Source organism: Desulfobulbus alkaliphilus (assembly GCF_016918545.1).
Lineage (GTDB): Bacteria > Desulfobacterota > Desulfobulbia > Desulfobulbales > Desulfobulbaceae > Desulfobulbus > Desulfobulbus alkaliphilus.
In genome coordinates this window covers 13,132-31,880 of the sequence record NZ_JAFFQC010000017.1, presented here as the reverse complement: position 1 = coordinate 31,880, position 18,749 = coordinate 13,132, and the positions used below count along the sequence as shown (strand labels likewise).

Here is an 18,749-nt window from a genome sequence, read left to right as displayed (position 1 = left end):
ATCGGAGATGGAATTGGCTGTCGCGTCAGAAATAATTCTCTCTGCATATCGTACAATGACTGGCTTCGGTTGACCAGGCTTTTTTAGTTATCCTGAATCCGTGACGACTGGACTTTTTTGGATATATATTACTGTAATTTCGAAAAATCTTTGACGAGAACTCCACCAGGCGAGTGGTTTTTTTAACGTATCACTTCAACTTTTCCATGATCAGCCTGACGACTTCATCCTGGTCACGACCATCACAGGGAATGGTCATTCCAGCATATCGCGCATAGAGGACTTGACGCTCATCATAGAGGCCCTGGAAGGTCTGGTGTGTTGACTTGGCAATGCCTCTGGTGTTGAAATTGTTGATCCGTCTTTCGATTTCAACTCTTGAGACCTGGAGAAAAACAATGGTTGACAGTCGCTGCAGGTGGGCCATAGCCTTTGCACTGTAGACGGCGCTGCCGCCGGTGGCGATAACATGGCGGTTGAGGTTGATCGCGAGAATTTCCTTTTCCTCAATGGCCCGCAGGTGGAGATGACCGTAATCATCCACTATCTGCTGCAGGGTTTTTCCCTGGTTGACCTCGATGAGGGAGTCAGTATCGATGAAGTTCAGGGAAAGACTTTTGGCCACCAGGAGACCCACCGTGGTTTTACCGGCGCCAGGCATGCCGATCAGGGTGAGGTTGGATGGGATCATGCGCGTATCACCCCTCAAAAGTGATCCGCGCAGGAACGTGATGTGATGGTCGATGAGAATCGGCTTTGAGCAAAGGGTGCGTCCCTGCATTGAACCAGACGACGGGTTCGTCTTTGTTGTCCACAAGGAATAGAGGATCCACACCCCGGGGCCATGGTAAAAGAGGCAATGGGTCCGGGGTGTGACGGCAGTCTACCATGGGGTGTCCGATTTGATTTCACCCTGGGTGGAAATAACCACCTGGCGGACAGGGAGCGCAGGCTTGCCGGCATCATCATAGGCTTTCTTGATGATCGGCACCATAACGTGACAGCAGGGCACTTCCATGATCAGGATGGTCAGGGATTTGAGAGTGCGGGTGCGAAAGATCTCGGTGAAACGATCAAGGTAGAGTTGCTGATCGTCAAATTTGGGGCAACCCATCATCACCACCCGACCGGCCAGAAAATCTTTTTGCAGACCGGCATAGGCAACCGCGGTACAATCGGCAGTTACCAGCAGATCACAATTTCCCAGAAAAGAGGCGTTGGCCGGAATCAGGCGGATTTGTACCGGCCAGTGGGACAAGGCCGATTCGCTCTGCAGACTGGGAATATTGGCTGTCTGGCAGGGGGGCATCGGTTGCAGGACCTGCAGCCGGGCGGAGGGGCAACCGCTCCCTGACGACACCGGGGCCAGGGTTGATTTTTTCTGCGATGCCAGAAATTCCTCCACTGCGGCTTCGTCGAACTCTTCCGCTTCACGTTCTATGATTTGCAAGGCCCCGGTGGGGCAGGAACCAAGGCAGGCACCCAATCCGTCGCAGAGTTTATCTGCCACCAGGCGGGCTTTACCATCAATGATCCGCAGGGACCCCTCAGCACAGTCCGGGACACAAAGTCCACATCCGTTGCAGAGTTCTTCGTCAATGGCGATAATGTTTCGTTTCACTTTCATGGTGTATGTTGTCCAGAGAGAAATATGATGGTTTTCAGCCCAAAAGAGCTTTTTTCAGGGTATCGATGCCGACCCGTTCCATGAATCGAGCAGAACGGGTTTTGCATCGCGCTTCTTGAATATAATAGTTCAGGGTCTTTTTCACCAGGGTGACCGCCTCATCATCACTCAATCCTTGAGCGACCAGATCACCGATGCGTGGTCGACCGGCACCATTGCCACCGAAACTCAACCGCCACCCTTTCTTTTCCGCTGCCAGTCCCACATCCCTGACCCAAGATTCACAGCAGCACATGCGGCATCCGGAAACCCCGACTTTCACTTTCGCTGGAAGCGGGCCGGCTAATTCGAGTTGTTCCAGCCTCCGCCCTACAGTCAGGGCATCACCGACACCATGTTTGCACCAGGTGCTGCCGGGGCAGGCCTGGACGTAATGAACCCGATTACGGGTGTGCGGCGGACTGCTGGTAATCCCCAGTTCGGCTTGCAGGGCTTGCAAATCATCCGGGGCCAGTCCCAGGACAGCGATGCGCTGGGCACTGGTGATTTTCATTCGAGGTATCCGGTATGACCGGGCCAGGGCTGCCAGATTTTCCAGGTTGTCCGGAGTGAGCATGCCGGCGTGGATGTCGGGAAGCACGGTATAGGTCTTATGAGTCATTGTCCCTGGTGCCGAGGCGGAAAGGTTCATGGGAGTGCATGCGTACAGCTGCATGACCTGGGGTCCACACGGACCGGATGAGGTCCGTGTGGGCCTGTTGGTTGCAAAGAATGAGAAAAATGGCTCAGCCAAGAATGGATTGCAGATCTTCCTCCGGTGTGTCGGCCACTGGTTTGATGGCAAAGGTATCGACCAGAAATTGCAGGACATCAGGTGAAATAAATGCCGGCAGCGACGGTCCGAGGCGAATATCCTTGATCCCCAGGTAGAGGAGGGTCAGGAGCACCGCCACGGCCTTCTGCTCATACCAGGAAATGATCATGGAGAGCGGCAGATCATTGACCTCGCATTCAAAGGCCTTGGCCAGGGTAACCGCGATCTGGATGGCCGAGTAAGAGTCATTGCACTGGCCGACATCGAGCAGGCGGGGAATGCCTCCGATATCGCCAAGATTCTGGTCGAAAAAGCGGAATTTACCGCAAGCCAAGGTCAGGACCACACAGTCCTTGGGAACCTGCTCGACAAATTTGGTGAAATAATCACGGCCGGGTTTGGCACCGTCGCAACCACCAACCAGGAAAAAATGCCGGATGGCCTTGGATTTAACTGCTTCGATCACCTTACCGGCCACGCCCAGCACTGCATTGCGGGCAAAGCCGACCATGACCGATCCGTTGTCGACTTCGTCGGTGAAACCGTCCATGGCCAGAGCCATGTCAATGACCGCTGAAAAATCTTTGTCGCTGATATGCTTGACCCCTGGCCACCCCACCAGACCAGTAGTGAAAACCCGATCTTTATAATCGTCCCGTGGTTTCTGGATGCAGTTGGTGGTGAACAGGATCGGGCCCGGAAACTGCGGGAATTCTTTCTGCTGATTTTGCCAGGCCGTACCATAATGGCCGTAGAAATGGGCATATTTCTTCAATTCCGGATATCCGTGACAGGGAAGCATCTCACCATGGGTATAAATATCGACACCTTTTCCTTCACTTTGCTTGAGGAGCAGTTCGAGATCGTGGAGATCGTGGCCTGAAATCAGAATGCACTTGTTTTTTCGGTGTCCCAATGGCACCGAGGTCGGGACCGGGTGACCATAGGTGCCGGTATTGCCCGCATCAAGCAGCTCCATGGCCCGCAGGTTGATGGCACCGGCCTTCATTGCCACCGGTACGCATTGCTCCACGGTCAGGCCGGATGCAAGCAGCACGGTCAGTGCTTCATAGCAGAAAGCGGCAATGGCTGGGTCTTTCTGACCGAGAATGGCAGCGTGGTCGGCATAGGCGGCAATACCCTTAAGACCGTAGAGCAGGGTCTGTTTGAGTGAGCGGATGTTGCTATCGCTGTCCAGGTTTTCAATCAGATTGAGGGCTTGCCCCTGGGCAACAAGATCCGCGGTTGATCCGGCGGGGATAAAATGGGCTGGAGCCTGATCAAAATCGGTTTTGCCTCCGGCAGCCGCCACCTTGGCATTCATGGCCTCGCGCAGTTCCACCGCCCTGTTGATCAGGACAACAAAACGGTCAGCGTCAAAATCGACATTGGTCAGAGTGGAAAAGATGGCCTCCATGGTAAAAAGATCGGTGGCATCATCAACAAGACCAAGCTTCCGGCCTTCATGGGCATAAAGAGCCAAGCCCTGCAGGGCGTGGATAAGCAGATCCTGAAGATCGGCGACTTCTTCGTTCTTGCCGCAGACTCCAACGATGCTGCAGCCGACTCCCTTGGCAGTTTGTTCACACTGATTGCAAAACATGGCATTCCTCCTTGTTGTTTTTTTGTGTCGCATTCGACAGTGTTGCTCTGTAGTATGCCTCCACTCTACCAGTTATTGACATACTTTCTTTGACCTGGGTCAAAAACAACTTTTTTTTGGGGAACGATGAAAAAAAGGCATGAATTGCTCGCCAGCAGCCATCTTTTCAGCGGGCTGCCAATGAATCAGATTCATGAAATCAGCAGGCTGGGCATCTCGAGAACTTACGACAAAGGCACTGCGGTGTTTTTTGAAGGGACTCCCGCCGCCGGTTTTTACATGGTGGCATCCGGTCGGGTGAAAATTTTTAAAATGTCCGCGGAAGGCAAGGAACAGATCCTGCACATCTTTGGTGAAGGTGAACCGTTCGGTGAGGTCCCTGTTTTCCATGGCAGCCCCTATCCGGCCAATGCGACAACCCTGAGCGCGGCTGAACTGATTTTTTTTCCACGTGCCGAGTTTATTCAACTGGTGACGGCCAATCCTTCGCTGGCTCTCAACATGCTGGCCGTGCTCTCTATGCGCCTGCGGCGGTTTGCGACCCAGATTGAGAATCTGGCTCTGAAGGAGGTGCCGGGGAGGCTGGCATCCTATCTCCTCTATCTCATGGACGAGCAACACCGGCATGATCAGGTGGTGCTCGATATTCCCAAGGGCCAATTGGCCAGTCTTCTTGGCACAAGCCCGGAGACACTCTCGCGCATTTTTGCCAAAATGACTGAAGAAGGATTAATATGGGTCGAGGGCAAAACAATTCATGTGTGCGATGAACAAGGGTTAAGACAACGCTAGATCCGGCATGGGATCAAGGTTGATGCCCTGCATTCATCAACCTTGTGTTGAGTCCTGGTCAACGATCGCCGTACCGGGTACCGGGAATCAATGGCGCACTGCATATTATTTGTTGAAAATTGTATCATTGTATGCCATTATTATTGCCGCAATGTGGCAGTGTCGACAAGCTGTGGTCCAAGAGCAGATGGTCATGTATCTTCCCTGGCCCTGTACAGGCACATACCAGTAATCGGTTTCATTGTTTTCTTTTTTGGCACAGGCTTCACTTTTTCCGTTTGAGGAAAGATCCCATGGAGCGTTGACTCCCTGGTGCAGTGATATAGACCTTCGGCTTTCGCGGACCCGCATGGGGCGGGTCAGTGATTTCAACAAACGAGGAGGAGAAATAATGAAACGTTTGATGGTTCTGCTTTCCATGATCGCTGTTGCTCTCTTTGCGACCCAGGCCTTCTGCGCCGACAGAGATGCCATCAGCAAAAATGTGGATGAGATCGTTGCCGGCATTGATGGAGGCGCGGAGGTCACCAGCTTTGCCTATGATGCCTATGATCCATATGCCTTCATCATGGACACTGAGGGAACGTTGCATGTACATCCCACCCTGGCGGGAGAGGATCTGAAAGAACATGCCATGCCGATTTACGAAGCCCTCCAGGCTGCGACCGCTGAAGGCGTCTGGATCACCTATGAATGGGGTGGCGAAGATAAGCATTCCTATGTCAAGAAAACCGAATCCGGTCTGATCGTCGGCAGTGGATATTAATTAAAAGCTGCAATAACAAATCATGATATCCATGGGGATTCCGCCAGGAGTCCCCATTTTTTTTCAGTTCACCACCCTCCTGCCGACCGTTTGTTGTCCGGGTCGCTCTGTTTTTCCGTTGCCATAACCGGCATCGTCACCACCGTACATGTCCATTTTTTTGGTCACCGTTCACCAACGCTTCACCTGCGGACAGTCCGGCCGCCCGCGCACAGGATCACTTCAGTTGCCAGTCTGCTGATCCACCAGTGCAACCCTCCCTGGTCAGCGGTTTCAGTTCCCGGATCTACCGTCTTGTATTCCACTGCAATTATAATATCCTGAATCCGTGACGGCTGGACGCTTGTTTTGGATATACCTTGCTGTAATCATAGTATAATTGCAGCTAAACCCTTGAAAAAAACTTTCACCAGCCTCCCTTCGGGGCATCCGTCCGCACGCCATCTTCATTGCCCGTAACCGTCCGATAAAGTGTACTTTAATCGAACGGTCACGAACAACGAAGCTGACGCACGGACGAACGCTCACGGATTCAGGAATATGATTACAGCAAGATATGTCTAAAGAAGTCCAGCCGTCATGGATTCAGGAGGGGGAAGAAAGCTGTTTCTGAAGGGACACTGGTTAGCGTTTACGGCCCGATGATGGGGTCATCGCCCATTGCGAGGCGCGGGGTACGATCACATATTCACCGTTTTCCACCAACACCTTCGGTACCTGGCGGGAGTTTTCAAAGGCACTGAATCCCGGTTCCAGGGACTTCCAGAATCCGATCCAGGGTGACGCAGCATATTTCTGCAAATTATCCGCGGTAAGTGGAAAAGGAAAAATGTGGACACTGAACTGTTCCTGCCCCTGCCTCAGTGCTTCATGCGCCAACAGGTATATTTCTTCGATGCGGTGATTGCTCATGGCAAAACATCCCACGGAACGGCATTCACCATGGACCATGATTAAACTGCCGGTTCTGTTTCGATGAGTGTCGAAGGCATTCGGGTACCCGATGTCGAAGGAAAGATGAAAGCTCGAATTAGGGTTCATCTGCTCAGCAGAAACACTATAAAACCCCTCGGGAGCCTGCCAGTCGCCCTGGTTGCGCTTTGGACCGGGAAAGCCGGAATAGCTGCAGATTCGATAGGTTTTAAACAGTTCAAAATTCTGGCCCTTATCCATCCATAGTTCAAGCGTGCCCGGCAGTTTGAAGATGCGGATGAAGATGGGCTGGCCAGCGGAAAAACCGTTTTGGTGAAGATCCTTCCTGATGTTTTCCCAGGTACTGGCCAGAATGGTCTCCAGCCGTGGATTTGTCGGTGGACTGCACCAGGAAGAAGAGGGGGCAACGGTAAACAGGAAAGTCAGAAGGAAGAGAATGAGCAAAGGGTGTCCGGGTGACGGGTGGAACTGCGACTGGTTCATATGTCTTCAGGTTGAATGGTTGCTGTCTTTTGTTGCTGGATATCTGTGCAGGATAACACCTGGATCCGTGAGCGTTATTGAACCGTTAACTCACTCAATATATAAGAATTCCTGATGGTTGTCCACATAACATTTCACTGTTCATCCGGCTATTTTCTTCGCCCATGGCCGGCAGCAGCATGCCCAGGGCGAAGTGGGCCAGACCGATACAGGCGAAACTGCCCAGTGTTCCGGAAATAACGATCAACCAGCCGTAGTGAAAGGGCAGGGGGCGGTTCATGGGAGACAGAGAAGCGCAGGTTCGAAAGTCGTCATTGGTCGCACAAGAGGACAAAAAATCCGACAATCATGATTGAGGACATCCGAAACCGCCTCCTCCGGGTGTTTCGATAATGAAGATGTCACCGGGTTCCATGGCTACCTCGTCATTACCCTGCAGTTCGATGTATTGCCGGGTTGCCTGGCGGAATACAGCGTTGCGGCCCCGCAGGCCGGGCTTCCCTCCCACTAGGCCATAAGGTTCGGTCACCCTGTGGGAGGAGAGAATAGTGGCGGTCATGGAAGCAAGAAAACGCACCCGGCGCACCACCCCATTACCGCCCCGATAGCGCCCTTGCCCTCCGGAACCGCGGCGGATACTGAATTCCTCCACCCGCACCGGAAATCGCAATTCCAGAACCTCCGGATCGGTCATACGGGTGTTGGTCATATGGCTGTGGACCGCGCTGGTACCGTGATGGTCGGGCCCGGCACCGGTGCCGCCGCAGATGGTTTCGTAGTTCTGGTATCTGGCATTGCCATAGAGGAAATTATTCATCGTGCCCTGGGAGGAGGCGAGCAGCCCGAGAGCCCCGTACAGGCAGTCAGTGATTGCCTGCGACACTTCGGTATTACCGGCAATAACAGCCGCGGGGTAGCGGGGATTGAGCATTGACCCTTCAGGAATGACAATGCGCAACGGCTTCAGACAGCCCTCATTCAAAGGGATCTCAGTGTTGACCAGGGTGCGGAACACATACAGCACCGCGGCCCGGCATACGGCCCGGGGGGCATTGCGGTTGCCCGGATGCTGTCGGGATGTACCGCTGAAATCAATCACAGCCTGCCGAGCCTTCCGGTCCACCGCTATACGGACCTGGATGCGACTGCCGTCATCCATGGGATAGATGAAGCTGCCATCCCGCAGGGCGGCCAGAACCTGTTGCACTGCTTGCTCTGCATTATCCTGGACATGGCCCATGTAGGCCCGGATGATTTCAAGGCCGAAGTGGTTGACCAGACGCTGCAACTCGCGGCGCCCGGTTTCATTGGCAGCGATCTGGGCAGTGAGGTCGGCCAGGTTCTGCTCGATGTGACGGCAGGGCCAGGGCCCGGAGGCAAGCAGTTCACGAGTGGCCTGATCGCGAAGTTGCCCCTGCTCGACCAGCAGCCAGTTATCGATGACAATCCCTTCTTCTTCGATGCGATTGCTGTCCGGCGGCGAGGAACCGGGAGTTCGGCCGCCAATGTCGGCGTGATGGCCACGGGAACCGACCAGGAAGAGAACCTCCTGGCCGGTCTGATCCCAGCAGGGGGTGATGACGGTGACATCAGGGAGGTGGGTCCCGCCGTTGTAGGGCGCATTCTGCATGAACACATCGCCGGGCCGCATTCGGGCTCGGTTATCACGAAGGATCGCCCGCACCGATTCACCCATGGAGCCCAGGTGAACCGGTACGTGGGGAGCGTTGGCCACCAGGTTGCCCTGATGATCGAACAGGGCGCAGGAAAAATCGAGACGTTCCTTGATATTGACCGAGTGGGCGGTCTTGGCCAGAGTGACCCCCATCTGCTCGGCAATGGACATGAACAGATTGCTGAAGACCTCAAGCAGGACCGGATCAGGCCTGGTGTCAGCGGGTGCAGCGGCTTTTTGCAACCGGCAACGACGGAGCAGAAGATGATTGCGGCTGTTGCAATCCGCTTCCCAGCCCTGGTCCAGCACCACGGTACCGGTGGGATCGATAATGAGCGCCGGACCCTTGAGTCGCTGGCCCGGCAGAAGTTGTTGACGAAGAAACAGTGGTGCGGGTACTGCTCTACCGTCGAGCCAGAGGACAATGGTATCGTCTGCTATCGGCAGCGAAGTCTGCAGAGGAAGCTCCGGGTCGATCAGGGATTCAGTGCAGCCGACGGTCTCAACCACCAGGGCTTCGACCATGAGAGCGCGATCCGCGGAGATAAAACCAAAGCAGCGACGATGGGCCTCTTCAAAGGCCAGTTGCATTTTCGCTGGACTGTCGAGGGCAACGGCCAGCGCTGTATCTGTTCCGGTATAGCGGAGGTGCACAGCTGTATAGGTGGTGATCGCTTCTTCCGGGACCCCTTGATGGCGGACCTCGGCCTCGGTTTCGGCTTGCATTGGCTTGACAGCGGCAGCAAGCAGGGCATCGAGATCGGGATGGTCGAATGGCTGCTCGATCTGCTGCTCACGCAGGGCACGGATATCGGCCAGGCCCATGCCGTAAGCGGAAAGAACCCCAGCCAGGGGATGGAGAAAAATCTGGCGGATACCCAGGGCATCCGCAACCCGGCAGGCATGCTGCCCGCCGGCGCCGCCGAAGCACTGCAGGGTATAACCGGTCACATCGTACCCTCGCTGCACTGAGATCTTTTTGATGGCATTGGCCATGTTTTCAACGGCAATACGGAGAAAACCCTCGGCGACCTCTTCCGTTGACGGCGGCGGGGTGCCGTTAGCCGCACCGATCACCTCGGCCAATTCGCTAAATTTTTCTTGAACAACAGCCAGATCCAATGGTTGATTTCCCTGAGGACCAAACACCTTGGGGAAAAAATCAGCCTGAATGCGACCTAGGAGCAGGTTGCAGTCGGTGACAGTCAGGGGACCGTTGCGCCGATAACAGGCCGGACCGGGATTGGCGCCAGCCGAGTCGGGCCCCACCTGATAGCGGCCGGACTGGAAATGGAGGATCGATCCCCCTCCGGCGGCCACGGTGTGGATTTGCATCATCGGCGCCCGCATCCGGATTCCGGCCACGGGAGTTTCAAAACTGCGCTCGAAGGCACCGTCGTAGTGGGTGACGTCGGTGGAGGTTCCACCCATGTCAAAGCCAATCAATCGAGTCAAGCCGCTCATCGCGGCGGTACGCACCATGCCGACCACGCCACCGGCAGGACCGGAGAGCACCGAGTCCTTGCCACGGAAAAGGGCGGCATCGGTGAGGCCACCATTGGACTGCATGAACATCAGCCGGGTCTTGCGGACGCCATCACTGAGCTGTCCCGCCACCTGGTTGACATAGCGGCGGAGGATAGGGGACAGATAGGCATCAACCACCGTGGTGTCCCCACGGGCAATTAGCTTGATCAGAGGACTTACCCGATGGCTGACCGAAACCTGGGTAAAGCCGATGGCTGTGGCCAGCGCAGCCAGGCGAATTTCGTGATGAGGAAATCGGAAGCCGTGCATGAGGACCACAGCCACCGAGCGCAGGCCGGCAGCAAAGGCGGCCTGCAGATCACGCTTGGCCTGTTTTTCGTCAAGCGGAATGATCACCGTACCTTCGGCATCAAGGCGTTCCTCCACCTCCATGACTCGAGAGTAGAGCATCTCCGGGAGTATGATGTGGCGGGCAAAGAGGTCAGGACGGTTCTGGTAGCCAATACGCAGGGCATCGCCAAATCCCCGGGTGATTGCCAGCAGGGTCGGCTCGCCTGTACGTTCCAGCAGGGCATTGGTTGCCACGGTGGTGCCCATTTTAACCGACTCAATTTGTTCCGATGGAATGGGAGCATCTCGGTGCACCCCCAACAGGGTGCGGATACCATGGAGAGCGGCATCCGGGTACTGCTCCGGATTTTCCGAGAGCAGTTTGCAGGTGACCAGGGTGGCATCGGGCCGTTTGCCGACCACATCGGTAAAGGTGCCCCCCCGATCAATCCAGAATTGCCAGAGCCTCTGTGTGGTTGTCTCCATGCGTTGGCTACCTCCTGCCCGGATCCGTGCGTGTCATATACTTCAAACTGCAGGCCAGCCATCACGGATTCAGGTCCTGGATTGATGGATGGCGTACGACGTCGTCAACAAGCTCCTTGTCTTGGCACACAGTGGGGAGCCCTGTCAATATTTTCATTATTTCAAGGTAACCGTTCACCAGATATACGTTGAGCAGGTACTGAATGGTTACCCTCCTTGTAGGAGCCCACCCCCGTGGGCGAATTCCCCTTTCTTTTCTCAGCAGCTTTATCGCCCACGGGGGTGGGCTCCTACGGGAAGGACCCGGGAGTAACGACCAAACTCTCGTGCCCAGTGAATGATTATATTTCAAGAACGTTCACCAGATGCAGACACAAGCGAGCACATGGTCTGGACACTGAATCCGGTTGCCATTGTGCACCAGGCAGTGTTGAGAAGATGCAGAGGAGGTGATATGATCGTGAACATATTGGTGTCAAAAGAAAATTTTCCAACAGACAAGGCTTGTAACGGCAACACCTTCTGCTGTCTTTCTCCTGAATCCGTGACGGCTGGACGCTTTTTTGGGTATATGACACGCACGGATCCAGGTTTCTGGTAACCGATGTTTTTTTTTGACAAATCCAAAAGCCAGACCCTACAATAAACAAGTAATTATACTGTTTTTTCTCTTCTTCCTGAATCCGTGACGTTTGGACTCTTGTTTTATATTATCTTGCTGTAATCATGTTTTAATTGGAGCGGAATCCTTGGTACTAAATTTCACCAGCCGCCCTTCGGGGCATCCGTCCGCACGCCATCTTCATTGCCCGTAACCGTCCGATAAAGTGTACTTTAATCGAACGGCCACGAACAACGAAGCTGACGCACGGACGAACGCTCACGGATTCAGGTTCTTGTTTTCCTGCCCTTGCACACAGCAGTCAGTTTTCCTGACTTTTTTCTGCAAGGCAATCATCCGTGGTCTCCACGGTCCTATTCCGGGAGCTGTCAGCAATGGATGAATTTTCGCAAAACCTGGCCGAGCACCTTGCCCATCTTGAGTTCGCATCAGGAGGGATGAGGTAAAACCATGAATACCGCGCTATCATTATTTTCAGCCGAGATCGGACTGCTTTTGGTGGGCATTCTGCTGCTGATGCTCCTGGTGCTCAATCAACGTAAAAAGGATATTATTTATAGCAAATACAAGGAATTGGCTGACACCGAGGCCCGGTACCGCCTGCTCTTTGAACACTCACCGATCCCCCTGATGGAGGAGGATCTGAGCGCGGTCAAAACCTTTGTCGATGCATTGGAGAGCCGGGAGATATCTGATTTAGACCAGTATTTCACCGACAATCCGGAAAGTCTGAGCCGCTGTGTTGCGCTGTCGTGTGTTCTTGATGCCAACAGGGCCGCGCTCAAAATGTATGGTGCCGGGGCGACCGACGACCTTTCTCGGCTCAGCACGGTGCTGCCTGAAGATCAACGGCTCTCTTTCAAAAATGAACTCGTCAACCTCAAGCAGCACGGAGGTTCGGAACTGATTCTGGAAAACAGAAGGCTTGATGGGACGGTACTGACCGTTGAACGACGGGCCGTGATCGCAGCCGGTTTTGAATCGACCTGGAGCAAGGTGTTCGTCACTGTCATCGACATTTCGGAACAGGTGCGGCTGAGAAACGAGAACAAAGCCTTTGAAAAACAGTTACGCCATACCCAGAAACTCGAAGCCATTGGCAGTCTTGCCGGCGGCATTGCCCATGATTTCAATAATATTCTCGCACCAATCATGGGTCGGGCCGAACTGATGCTGGTGGAAAACAGGGATAACCCAACCATTCAGGGACACTGCCGGGGCATTGTCGATGCTTCCAAAAGGGCCCGCGACCTGGTCAGGCAGATCCTCACCTTCAGCCGGCAGGTGGATCAGGAAATCAGGCCGGTCTTTATTGCCGATGTCGTTCGCGAGGTTGTCCAACTGGTAGGTCCAACTCTGCCGACCACAATTGAGGTCGTTTGTCACCTTCCCGATACATCTTCACCGGTGATGGCCGATGCCAGCCAGTTGCATCAGGTGATCATGAACCTGGTGAACAACGCTTTTCATGCCATGGAAAAACAGGGTGGCCGTTTGATTCTTCGCTTGGAGACGGTTTCTCTGAACATCGACGAATTCAATGCAGGTTCCTCCGTTTCGCCCGGCTTGTACCAGAAGCTGAGTGTCGAGGATACAGGCCACGGAATGGACCAGACCACCATGGCTCAAATATTTGATCCTTATTTCACCACCAAACCTCGGGGCAAGGGGACAGGTCTCGGGTTGGCGGTTGTCCTTGGCATCCTGCGTGGTTATGGTGGTGAGATCCGGGTGGAAAGCAAACCGGGCAAGGGCACGATCTTTACGCTGTATTTACCGGTCGTTGAACTCACTACCGACCAGGCTTTTCCGGTCTATGATCCGGAGGAACCCATGCCCCGCGGCAACGAACATATTCTTTTAGTCGATGACGAGAAATCCATTGCCGATGTGACCACCAGCATGCTAGAGCGACTGGGATACAAGGTGACAGTGCGTATCAGCAGTTACGATGCCCTCGAAGCGTTTCGGAATCTGGCTGATGGTATTGACCTGATGATTATCGACCTGACCATGCCCCAGATGACCGGTTTGCAACTCTATCGGGAGATTAAAAAGATCCGTCCTGATATCAAGGTCATAATCTGCACTGGATTCAGTGAGCAGCTCGACAGTCGTCAATCCAGGGTCTTAGGAATCGAAGGATTTCTCAATAAACCGGTGATCATGGCCGATCTGGCCCGCTGTGTCCGTTCAGTGCTTGACGGATAAAAAGAAGCGACCGGTTGCCGGCGGCGGATGCCCGAGTAACCATTCACCTGATAAACGATGAGCAGGTACTGAATGGTTACAGCCCCTTGTAGGAGCCCACCCCTGTGGGCGAATTCCCGTTCCTTTTCTCAGCAGCTTTATCGCCCACGGGGGTGGGCTCCTACGGGAAGTGCCGGGGGTAACGACCAAACTCTCGTGCCTGGTGAACGGTTACGATCTTTCAACGACGATAAGGATGGCCTTTCTTCGGCTGCAGTGGAGAAACAGGTGAAAAAAATAGAGGTGCGGGAAGCGACAACCCTGCTGACGGTGTTGCTCAAGGCCGGCTATTCGCGGACCAAGATCAAGCAGTTACTCAAATATCGAGCCGTTCGCCAGGCGGAACAGCCGCTGACCCGCATCGACCAGGAACTCGCCCCCGGTACATCCATCACCATTATCTCGGAAAAGGAAGCCAGCGGCAGGTATCGCCCTTGTCCCGGCCTGCCCATCGTCTACGAGGATGAAGACATTCTGGTCATCAACAAACCCGCTGGATTACTGACCATTGCCTCGGCCACGGAAAGGGAGAAAACCGTATACTACAGGTTGACCGCATGCCTCAAGGATCGGGCCGGGAAAGAACGGATATTCCTTGTTCATCGCCTGGATCAAGGGGCCTCCGGTCTGCTTGTTTTTGCCAAGACTGACACGGCTCAGCGTGCTCTGCTGGCAGCATGGCCGGATGTCCGCACCCGCTATCGGGTCATTGTCGAGGGGGTACCGCAACAAAGCAGCGGCACAGTCCAAAGCTGTCTATGCGAATCGAAAATACACAGGGTCTACTCGGTGGCCACCGATAAGGGTATCGGCAAGTACGCTGAAACCGCATACAGGGTGGTGCGGGTCCAGGGGGAATACGCCTTGCTTGAGGTGATTCCGGTGACCAGTCGCAAGAATCAGATTCGGGTGCATCTGGCCGATCTTGGTCATCCGGTGGTCGGCGATAAAAAATACGGGGCCAGAACCGATCCTCTCCGCCGCATGGCGCTGCAATCCTCCTTTCTTGCCTTTACGCACCCTGTCAGTGGTAAAGCAATGGAATTCAGCCTTGAGCAACCGGCCGCATTCAAGATCCTGATGCCGGGGAAAAAAGCCGTCAAACCCTGATAAGGACAATTTCATAGCCTTATCTTCCCTCTCCGCAAACCTCTCTCTGTTCATCAATGGTCAGATGCCGAAACGCGGGATCGTCTGGCCGTTTTTGTTTTTGTCAATTGCTCTTGGTTGTCTTGGTTGACAAGGCTTGGTACAGTATACCTGATTGTTGATCGGATAGAATAACCCTGGATCCGTGAGTGTTCGTCCGTGCGTCAGCTTTATTGTCTGTGACCGTTCGATTAAAGTACACTTTATCGGACGGTTACCGGCAATGAAGATGACGTGCGGACGGACGCCCCAAAGGGCGGCTGGTGAAGGGTATTATCAAGAGTCCAGCTGTCACGGATTCAGGATAACCAGAGGGCAGACGCCATGAAGTTCCTCGTTCTCATTGCAGTGGTTATGGCATTGAGCGGATGCGCAACTCTGAACGTTGAGCAATGCCGGCAGGGTGACTGGTACGGTATCGGCCTGGCCGATGGGCGGGACGGTCTACCGGCGCCCGAGCGACTTGATCGTCACATGCAGGCCTGCGCCCGATATGGAATGCGCGTCGATGGGGGCTTGTATCTGCAGGGTTACGCCCAGGGCCTACTGGACTACTGCAGGATTGAAAACGCTTTTACAACCGGTCTGCGGGGCCGGCGGTATCGGCATGTCTGCCCACCGGAGATAGACCCTCTTTTTGATCGGTACAACAGGGCTGCGTACAGAGTCTACCAAATACGACGGGAGCTGAACAGCATGGAAAGCTGGTTTTTCGGCAGAGAATACAGGGGGCTGAACCGAACCCTGACGAGGGACTACCGTCGTCGGTTCAGGGCTGACATTCACGACTGGTACTGGCGCCGCGACCGACTCCTGTATGAGCTTATCCAGAGTGAACAGTATCTGTTTTTTCTCATGGACGAAGCCCGTGGCCTGGAACGTTCTTCTCACCAGAAATGAAGGGATCGCTCATTTTTTCACCGCCCAGGAATAATCTTTGGTTCCTTCGGCAATTTTTTTGCTCAATTGCTCTTGAATCTCGGCAGCGGCCGATGGCACGCTGATTTCATCACCGGCAAAGGCGGCAACTTCCAGGGGGCGAGGCCGGCCGGCTTCACGCTGAATGGCGATATCAGCTATGATTTCCGTATCCGGATAGGTACTTTCCAGATAGTCGTTGATAATCTGCCACTTTCGATCAGCGAGATTGTCCGCGCTCTGTTCCTCATCGTAGCCGTCTTCCTGAAACAAGTTGCCGATAAAGATGCAGTCGGCAACAACAATTTTATTGATTTTAGCGTCAGTCATATTTTTCCCCGTTTCAAGGTGTACCGTTTTCAGTCGTCAGCCTGACTGCTTACCACAGAAACAATGTTTACGTCATGACAAAACTGAGCGAGCACGTCGACTGGTATTATGTGTTGAGAGAGTTCTGGACCATCTACCGTTTTAATTCCGCAGGCGGCAGCAAGCCGATTCGATCGCACAAACGGGAGGTACGCAATCGTCTGAGCGATGAAATGGACAAAGATCCAGAACTGCTGCAACGGCCGGCGCAGGTGCTGCCGGCCTGCGACTGGTTGGGGCGAGCGCTTGATCAAGGAATGCTTGGCGTCGGTGCCGGCCTGATCCGCAGTATTCAGCGGATTGTTGATCAGTTGGAATGGGAATATGGGTACCAACGCATGCCGCCGGGCCTGAAACCAAAATATGCTTATGCCGAATTGATGAGTCCCCGCGGGCCGGTGGTCAGCGAACATCTGTCCCTTGGCCTGGTCCTGTTTGCACCCCGGTGTATTTATCCAGCCCACAGTCACGACGGTGTCACTGAGTCCTATGTCTGTCTCAGTGGCGTTGTTTCCGAGGGGGATGCCGGTGTCTTTGCCCCCGGGTCGTTGATATTCAATCCTTCTCACAAAACTCATCGATTGACAACAGGTGATTTTGAACCGACTCTGCTCGCTTATGCCTGGACCGGGCCGCCGGAAAAATTACTCCACCAATCGATGAAGTTTTCCCGGCAACGGTATGAAACCAGGCGTTTTTAAGCATAATCATCAAGTGGAAAATTTCCGGACCAATCCGGTCCGATGGCGGCTGACGTGTTTGGATTGGTAACGTTGACCAGCGACACGGAAAAGACTGCAAACCAGGAAAACCGGAACCGTTGATCGTATATGAAGTGCTGGTGAGCGGTTGTCTGGATTTTGGGTTGTGCTTAATGGGCTTTGAAACAATACGGATCCCGATCCGTAAAAACGTTGAGACCGAATCCATGGGCAACGGCGGCACAACCGCGACAAACCGAATGCAGTTGACAGGCCTGGCAGGCGCTGCTTCCGGCTCGGTATTTTCGGGCTGGTTCGCCGGCATGGATATCGCTGAGGGATTGGCTGTAAATATTACCGATGGGTGAGGGGAATTTTCGGCAGGCATGGACTTCGCCATCGGGGAGGACGGAGACAAAATTAAACGCCGCCCCGCAGCCAAATCCGGTACAGCCACCGGTGAGCGGCCTGTTGCGTTCTGCAAGATGGAGATTGAAAAGACTGTCCTTGAGGCTGAGGCAGGCATTGTTCTCGGCCGCGGCAAGATAGGCTTCGAGAAATTTCGGGAAACGATCGATCTCAACAGAGGCGAGTTCCGCTCCCTTTCCCACCATCGCCAGACGGTTGAAGGTGAAGAGATCGGTCCTGTCGCGCAGCATATCGGCCAGAGCAAGAACCTCGTCGCAATTGGCCCGGGTCAGGGTGAGCATTACCATCGAGTAGATGCCATAGCTGCGGAGTTGATCAAGGAAGGCCAGGGTCCGGTCAAAATGTCCTTCACCCCGTATGTAATCGTTGTGCTCCCGCAGTCCTTCCAGGCTGACCTGGAAAAATTCCGGTCGTTTGATCTCCACCAGCCGTTGTATGTGCCGCTCCTCCATGGGGTTGCCGAGGATAGCCACCAGAAAACCGCGATCCACCGCTTCCTGGTAGAGTTCATAAAAAAACGGATAGAGTAAAGGATTGCCGCCGCTGAAACTCACCTGGGCGTCGACATGATGCGCCCGACTGAAGGCATACAACTGGTCGAGCACATGCAGAGCCTGGGAGAATTCCATCTCCTGTCGACTGGTTCGATCATAGCAATGGCGGCAGTGCAGATCACAGGCCTGGGTCAGGTGCCACTGGAGGGCAAAGGTGGCGACTCGTTTCGGCCAGGGCTCACCGGATGGATTCTCTTGAACCGATAGATCGCGAACAAGGGATGAGGGTGGAGCCAGGATCAATCCCTTGTGCACCGCCGCGGCAAGAATCCCGTCGATCCTGCCAACGGTGACCCCGGCCTCACGGGCAACTTCCCTGGTGTCAAGGCCTTCCATGATGATTTTCAGCGCCAGCAGATCATGCCCGTCCGGGGTGCGGATGAGGGCTGCATCCCGCGGGCCGGGTCGGTACACCAAAACCAGTGCCTTTTCCTTCCGCGGCTGGACAGTTTGATCCGTAAGAAATGCGGGTAAACCTGTCCAGCCGACCTCCACCAGTTGCACGGTCGGGTTGATGGTGTACTTTTCCACTCCGCATGGCTCGACCTCCGGAGCGGAGTTCAGCTGGTGGCGGGCCAGTTCGAGGGTGGCAAGTTCAGGAAGATAGGGGTGTAGCGCGTGGTCCAGGGGATGGGCGGCCAGGTAGGCGGGAAAATCAGCCGGTGCGAGGGCTGGAGGCCTGGTTACCGCCAAACGGAAACTGACCGGAAAAACAACAGCCAGGGATTCGTTCACATGCACCATAGCTTGTATACTGGAT

General features: G+C 54.4%; 15 protein-coding genes. 6 read left to right on the top strand and 9 right to left on the bottom strand.

Features of this window, described 5'->3' with window-relative positions:
- Nucleotides 1-190 precede the first annotated feature (190 nt).
- The 4 genes from JWG43_RS10410 to hcp form a co-directional block, all read right to left on the bottom strand.
- A complete protein-coding gene (locus JWG43_RS10410; protein ID WP_205242860.1) occupies nucleotides 191-691 on the bottom strand; it encodes a shikimate kinase in 501 nt (166 codons plus the stop codon).
- A gap of 192 nt (nucleotides 692-883) precedes the next feature.
- Nucleotides 884-1,627 (bottom strand): ATP-binding protein, encoded by a 744-nt coding sequence (locus JWG43_RS10405; RefSeq protein ID WP_205242859.1) that lies wholly within the window; start codon nucleotides 1,625-1,627, stop codon nucleotides 884-886.
- Nucleotides 1,628-1,661: 34 nt separating this feature from the next.
- Nucleotides 1,662-2,342 carry a ferredoxin-like domain-containing protein gene (locus tag JWG43_RS10400; RefSeq protein ID WP_240193526.1) on the bottom strand — a complete coding sequence of 227 codons (681 nt, stop codon included), beginning with the start codon at nucleotides 2,340-2,342 and terminating at the stop codon, nucleotides 1,662-1,664.
- Between the two features lie 70 nt (nucleotides 2,343-2,412).
- On the bottom strand, nucleotides 2,413-4,044 hold the full coding sequence (gene hcp, locus JWG43_RS10395; protein ID WP_205242858.1) for a hydroxylamine reductase: 1,632 nt from the start codon (nucleotides 4,042-4,044) through the stop codon (nucleotides 2,413-2,415).
- A 126-nt stretch (nucleotides 4,045-4,170) separates the two neighbouring features.
- Between hcp and JWG43_RS10390 the strand changes: the two genes are divergently transcribed.
- Together JWG43_RS10390 and JWG43_RS10385 are read left to right on the top strand one after the other, a co-directional pair.
- Nucleotides 4,171-4,836: a Crp/Fnr family transcriptional regulator gene (locus JWG43_RS10390; protein ID WP_205242857.1), complete on the top strand. Its 666-nt coding sequence runs from the start codon at nucleotides 4,171-4,173 to the stop codon at nucleotides 4,834-4,836.
- Nucleotides 4,837-5,227: 391 nt separating this feature from the next.
- The gene (locus JWG43_RS10385) at nucleotides 5,228-5,602 is read left to right on the top strand and encodes a cache domain-containing protein (RefSeq protein ID WP_205242856.1); all 375 of its coding nucleotides are present in this window, start codon (nucleotides 5,228-5,230) and stop codon (nucleotides 5,600-5,602) included.
- A 624-nt stretch (nucleotides 5,603-6,226) separates the two neighbouring features.
- Here the strand turns inward: JWG43_RS10385 and JWG43_RS10380 are convergent.
- The 3 genes from JWG43_RS10380 to JWG43_RS10370 form a co-directional block, all read right to left on the bottom strand.
- Nucleotides 6,227-7,018: a L,D-transpeptidase family protein gene (locus JWG43_RS10380; RefSeq protein ID WP_205242855.1), complete on the bottom strand. Its 792-nt coding sequence runs from the start codon at nucleotides 7,016-7,018 to the stop codon at nucleotides 6,227-6,229.
- Nucleotides 7,019-7,112: 94 nt separating this feature from the next.
- A complete protein-coding gene (locus tag JWG43_RS10375) occupies nucleotides 7,113-7,298 on the bottom strand; it encodes a hypothetical protein (RefSeq protein ID WP_205242854.1) in 186 nt (61 codons plus the stop codon).
- A 66-nt stretch (nucleotides 7,299-7,364) separates the two neighbouring features.
- The gene (locus JWG43_RS10370; RefSeq protein ID WP_205242853.1) at nucleotides 7,365-10,997 is read right to left on the bottom strand and encodes a hydantoinase B/oxoprolinase family protein; all 3,633 of its coding nucleotides are present in this window, start codon (nucleotides 10,995-10,997) and stop codon (nucleotides 7,365-7,367) included.
- Nucleotides 10,998-12,069: 1,072 nt separating this feature from the next.
- Here JWG43_RS10370 and JWG43_RS10365 point away from each other — a divergent pair.
- The 3 genes from JWG43_RS10365 to JWG43_RS10355 all read left to right on the top strand — a co-directional run bounded on the left by JWG43_RS10365 (nucleotide 12,070) and on the right by JWG43_RS10355 (nucleotide 15,918).
- Entirely contained in the window at nucleotides 12,070-13,830 is a 1,761-nt protein-coding gene (locus JWG43_RS10365; protein WP_205242852.1) for a hybrid sensor histidine kinase/response regulator, read from the top strand.
- A 267-nt stretch (nucleotides 13,831-14,097) separates the two neighbouring features.
- Complete coding sequence (locus JWG43_RS10360; protein WP_205242851.1) at nucleotides 14,098-14,979, top strand: pseudouridine synthase; 882 nt, start codon at nucleotides 14,098-14,100, stop codon at nucleotides 14,977-14,979.
- A 363-nt stretch (nucleotides 14,980-15,342) separates the two neighbouring features.
- Entirely contained in the window at nucleotides 15,343-15,918 is a 576-nt protein-coding gene (locus JWG43_RS10355) for a DUF2799 domain-containing protein (protein ID WP_205242850.1), read from the top strand.
- A 9-nt stretch (nucleotides 15,919-15,927) separates the two neighbouring features.
- On the opposite strand, the gene JWG43_RS10350 is transcribed toward JWG43_RS10355, so the two are convergent.
- Nucleotides 15,928-16,266: a hypothetical protein gene (locus JWG43_RS10350; protein WP_205242849.1), complete on the bottom strand. Its 339-nt coding sequence runs from the start codon at nucleotides 16,264-16,266 to the stop codon at nucleotides 15,928-15,930.
- 74 nt (nucleotides 16,267-16,340) lie between these two features.
- Here JWG43_RS10350 and JWG43_RS10345 point away from each other — a divergent pair, with 74 nt between their 5' ends.
- Nucleotides 16,341-17,006 carry a dimethylsulfonioproprionate lyase family protein gene (locus JWG43_RS10345; RefSeq protein ID WP_205242848.1) on the top strand — a complete coding sequence of 222 codons (666 nt, stop codon included), beginning with the start codon at nucleotides 16,341-16,343 and terminating at the stop codon, nucleotides 17,004-17,006.
- Between the two features lie 170 nt (nucleotides 17,007-17,176).
- Here the strand turns inward: JWG43_RS10345 and sbtM are convergent, their stop codons facing one another.
- The gene (sbtM, locus tag JWG43_RS10340; RefSeq protein WP_205242847.1) at nucleotides 17,177-18,724 is read right to left on the bottom strand and encodes a thio(seleno)oxazole modification radical SAM maturase SbtM; all 1,548 of its coding nucleotides are present in this window, start codon (nucleotides 18,722-18,724) and stop codon (nucleotides 17,177-17,179) included.
- Nucleotides 18,725-18,749 lie beyond the last annotated feature (25 nt).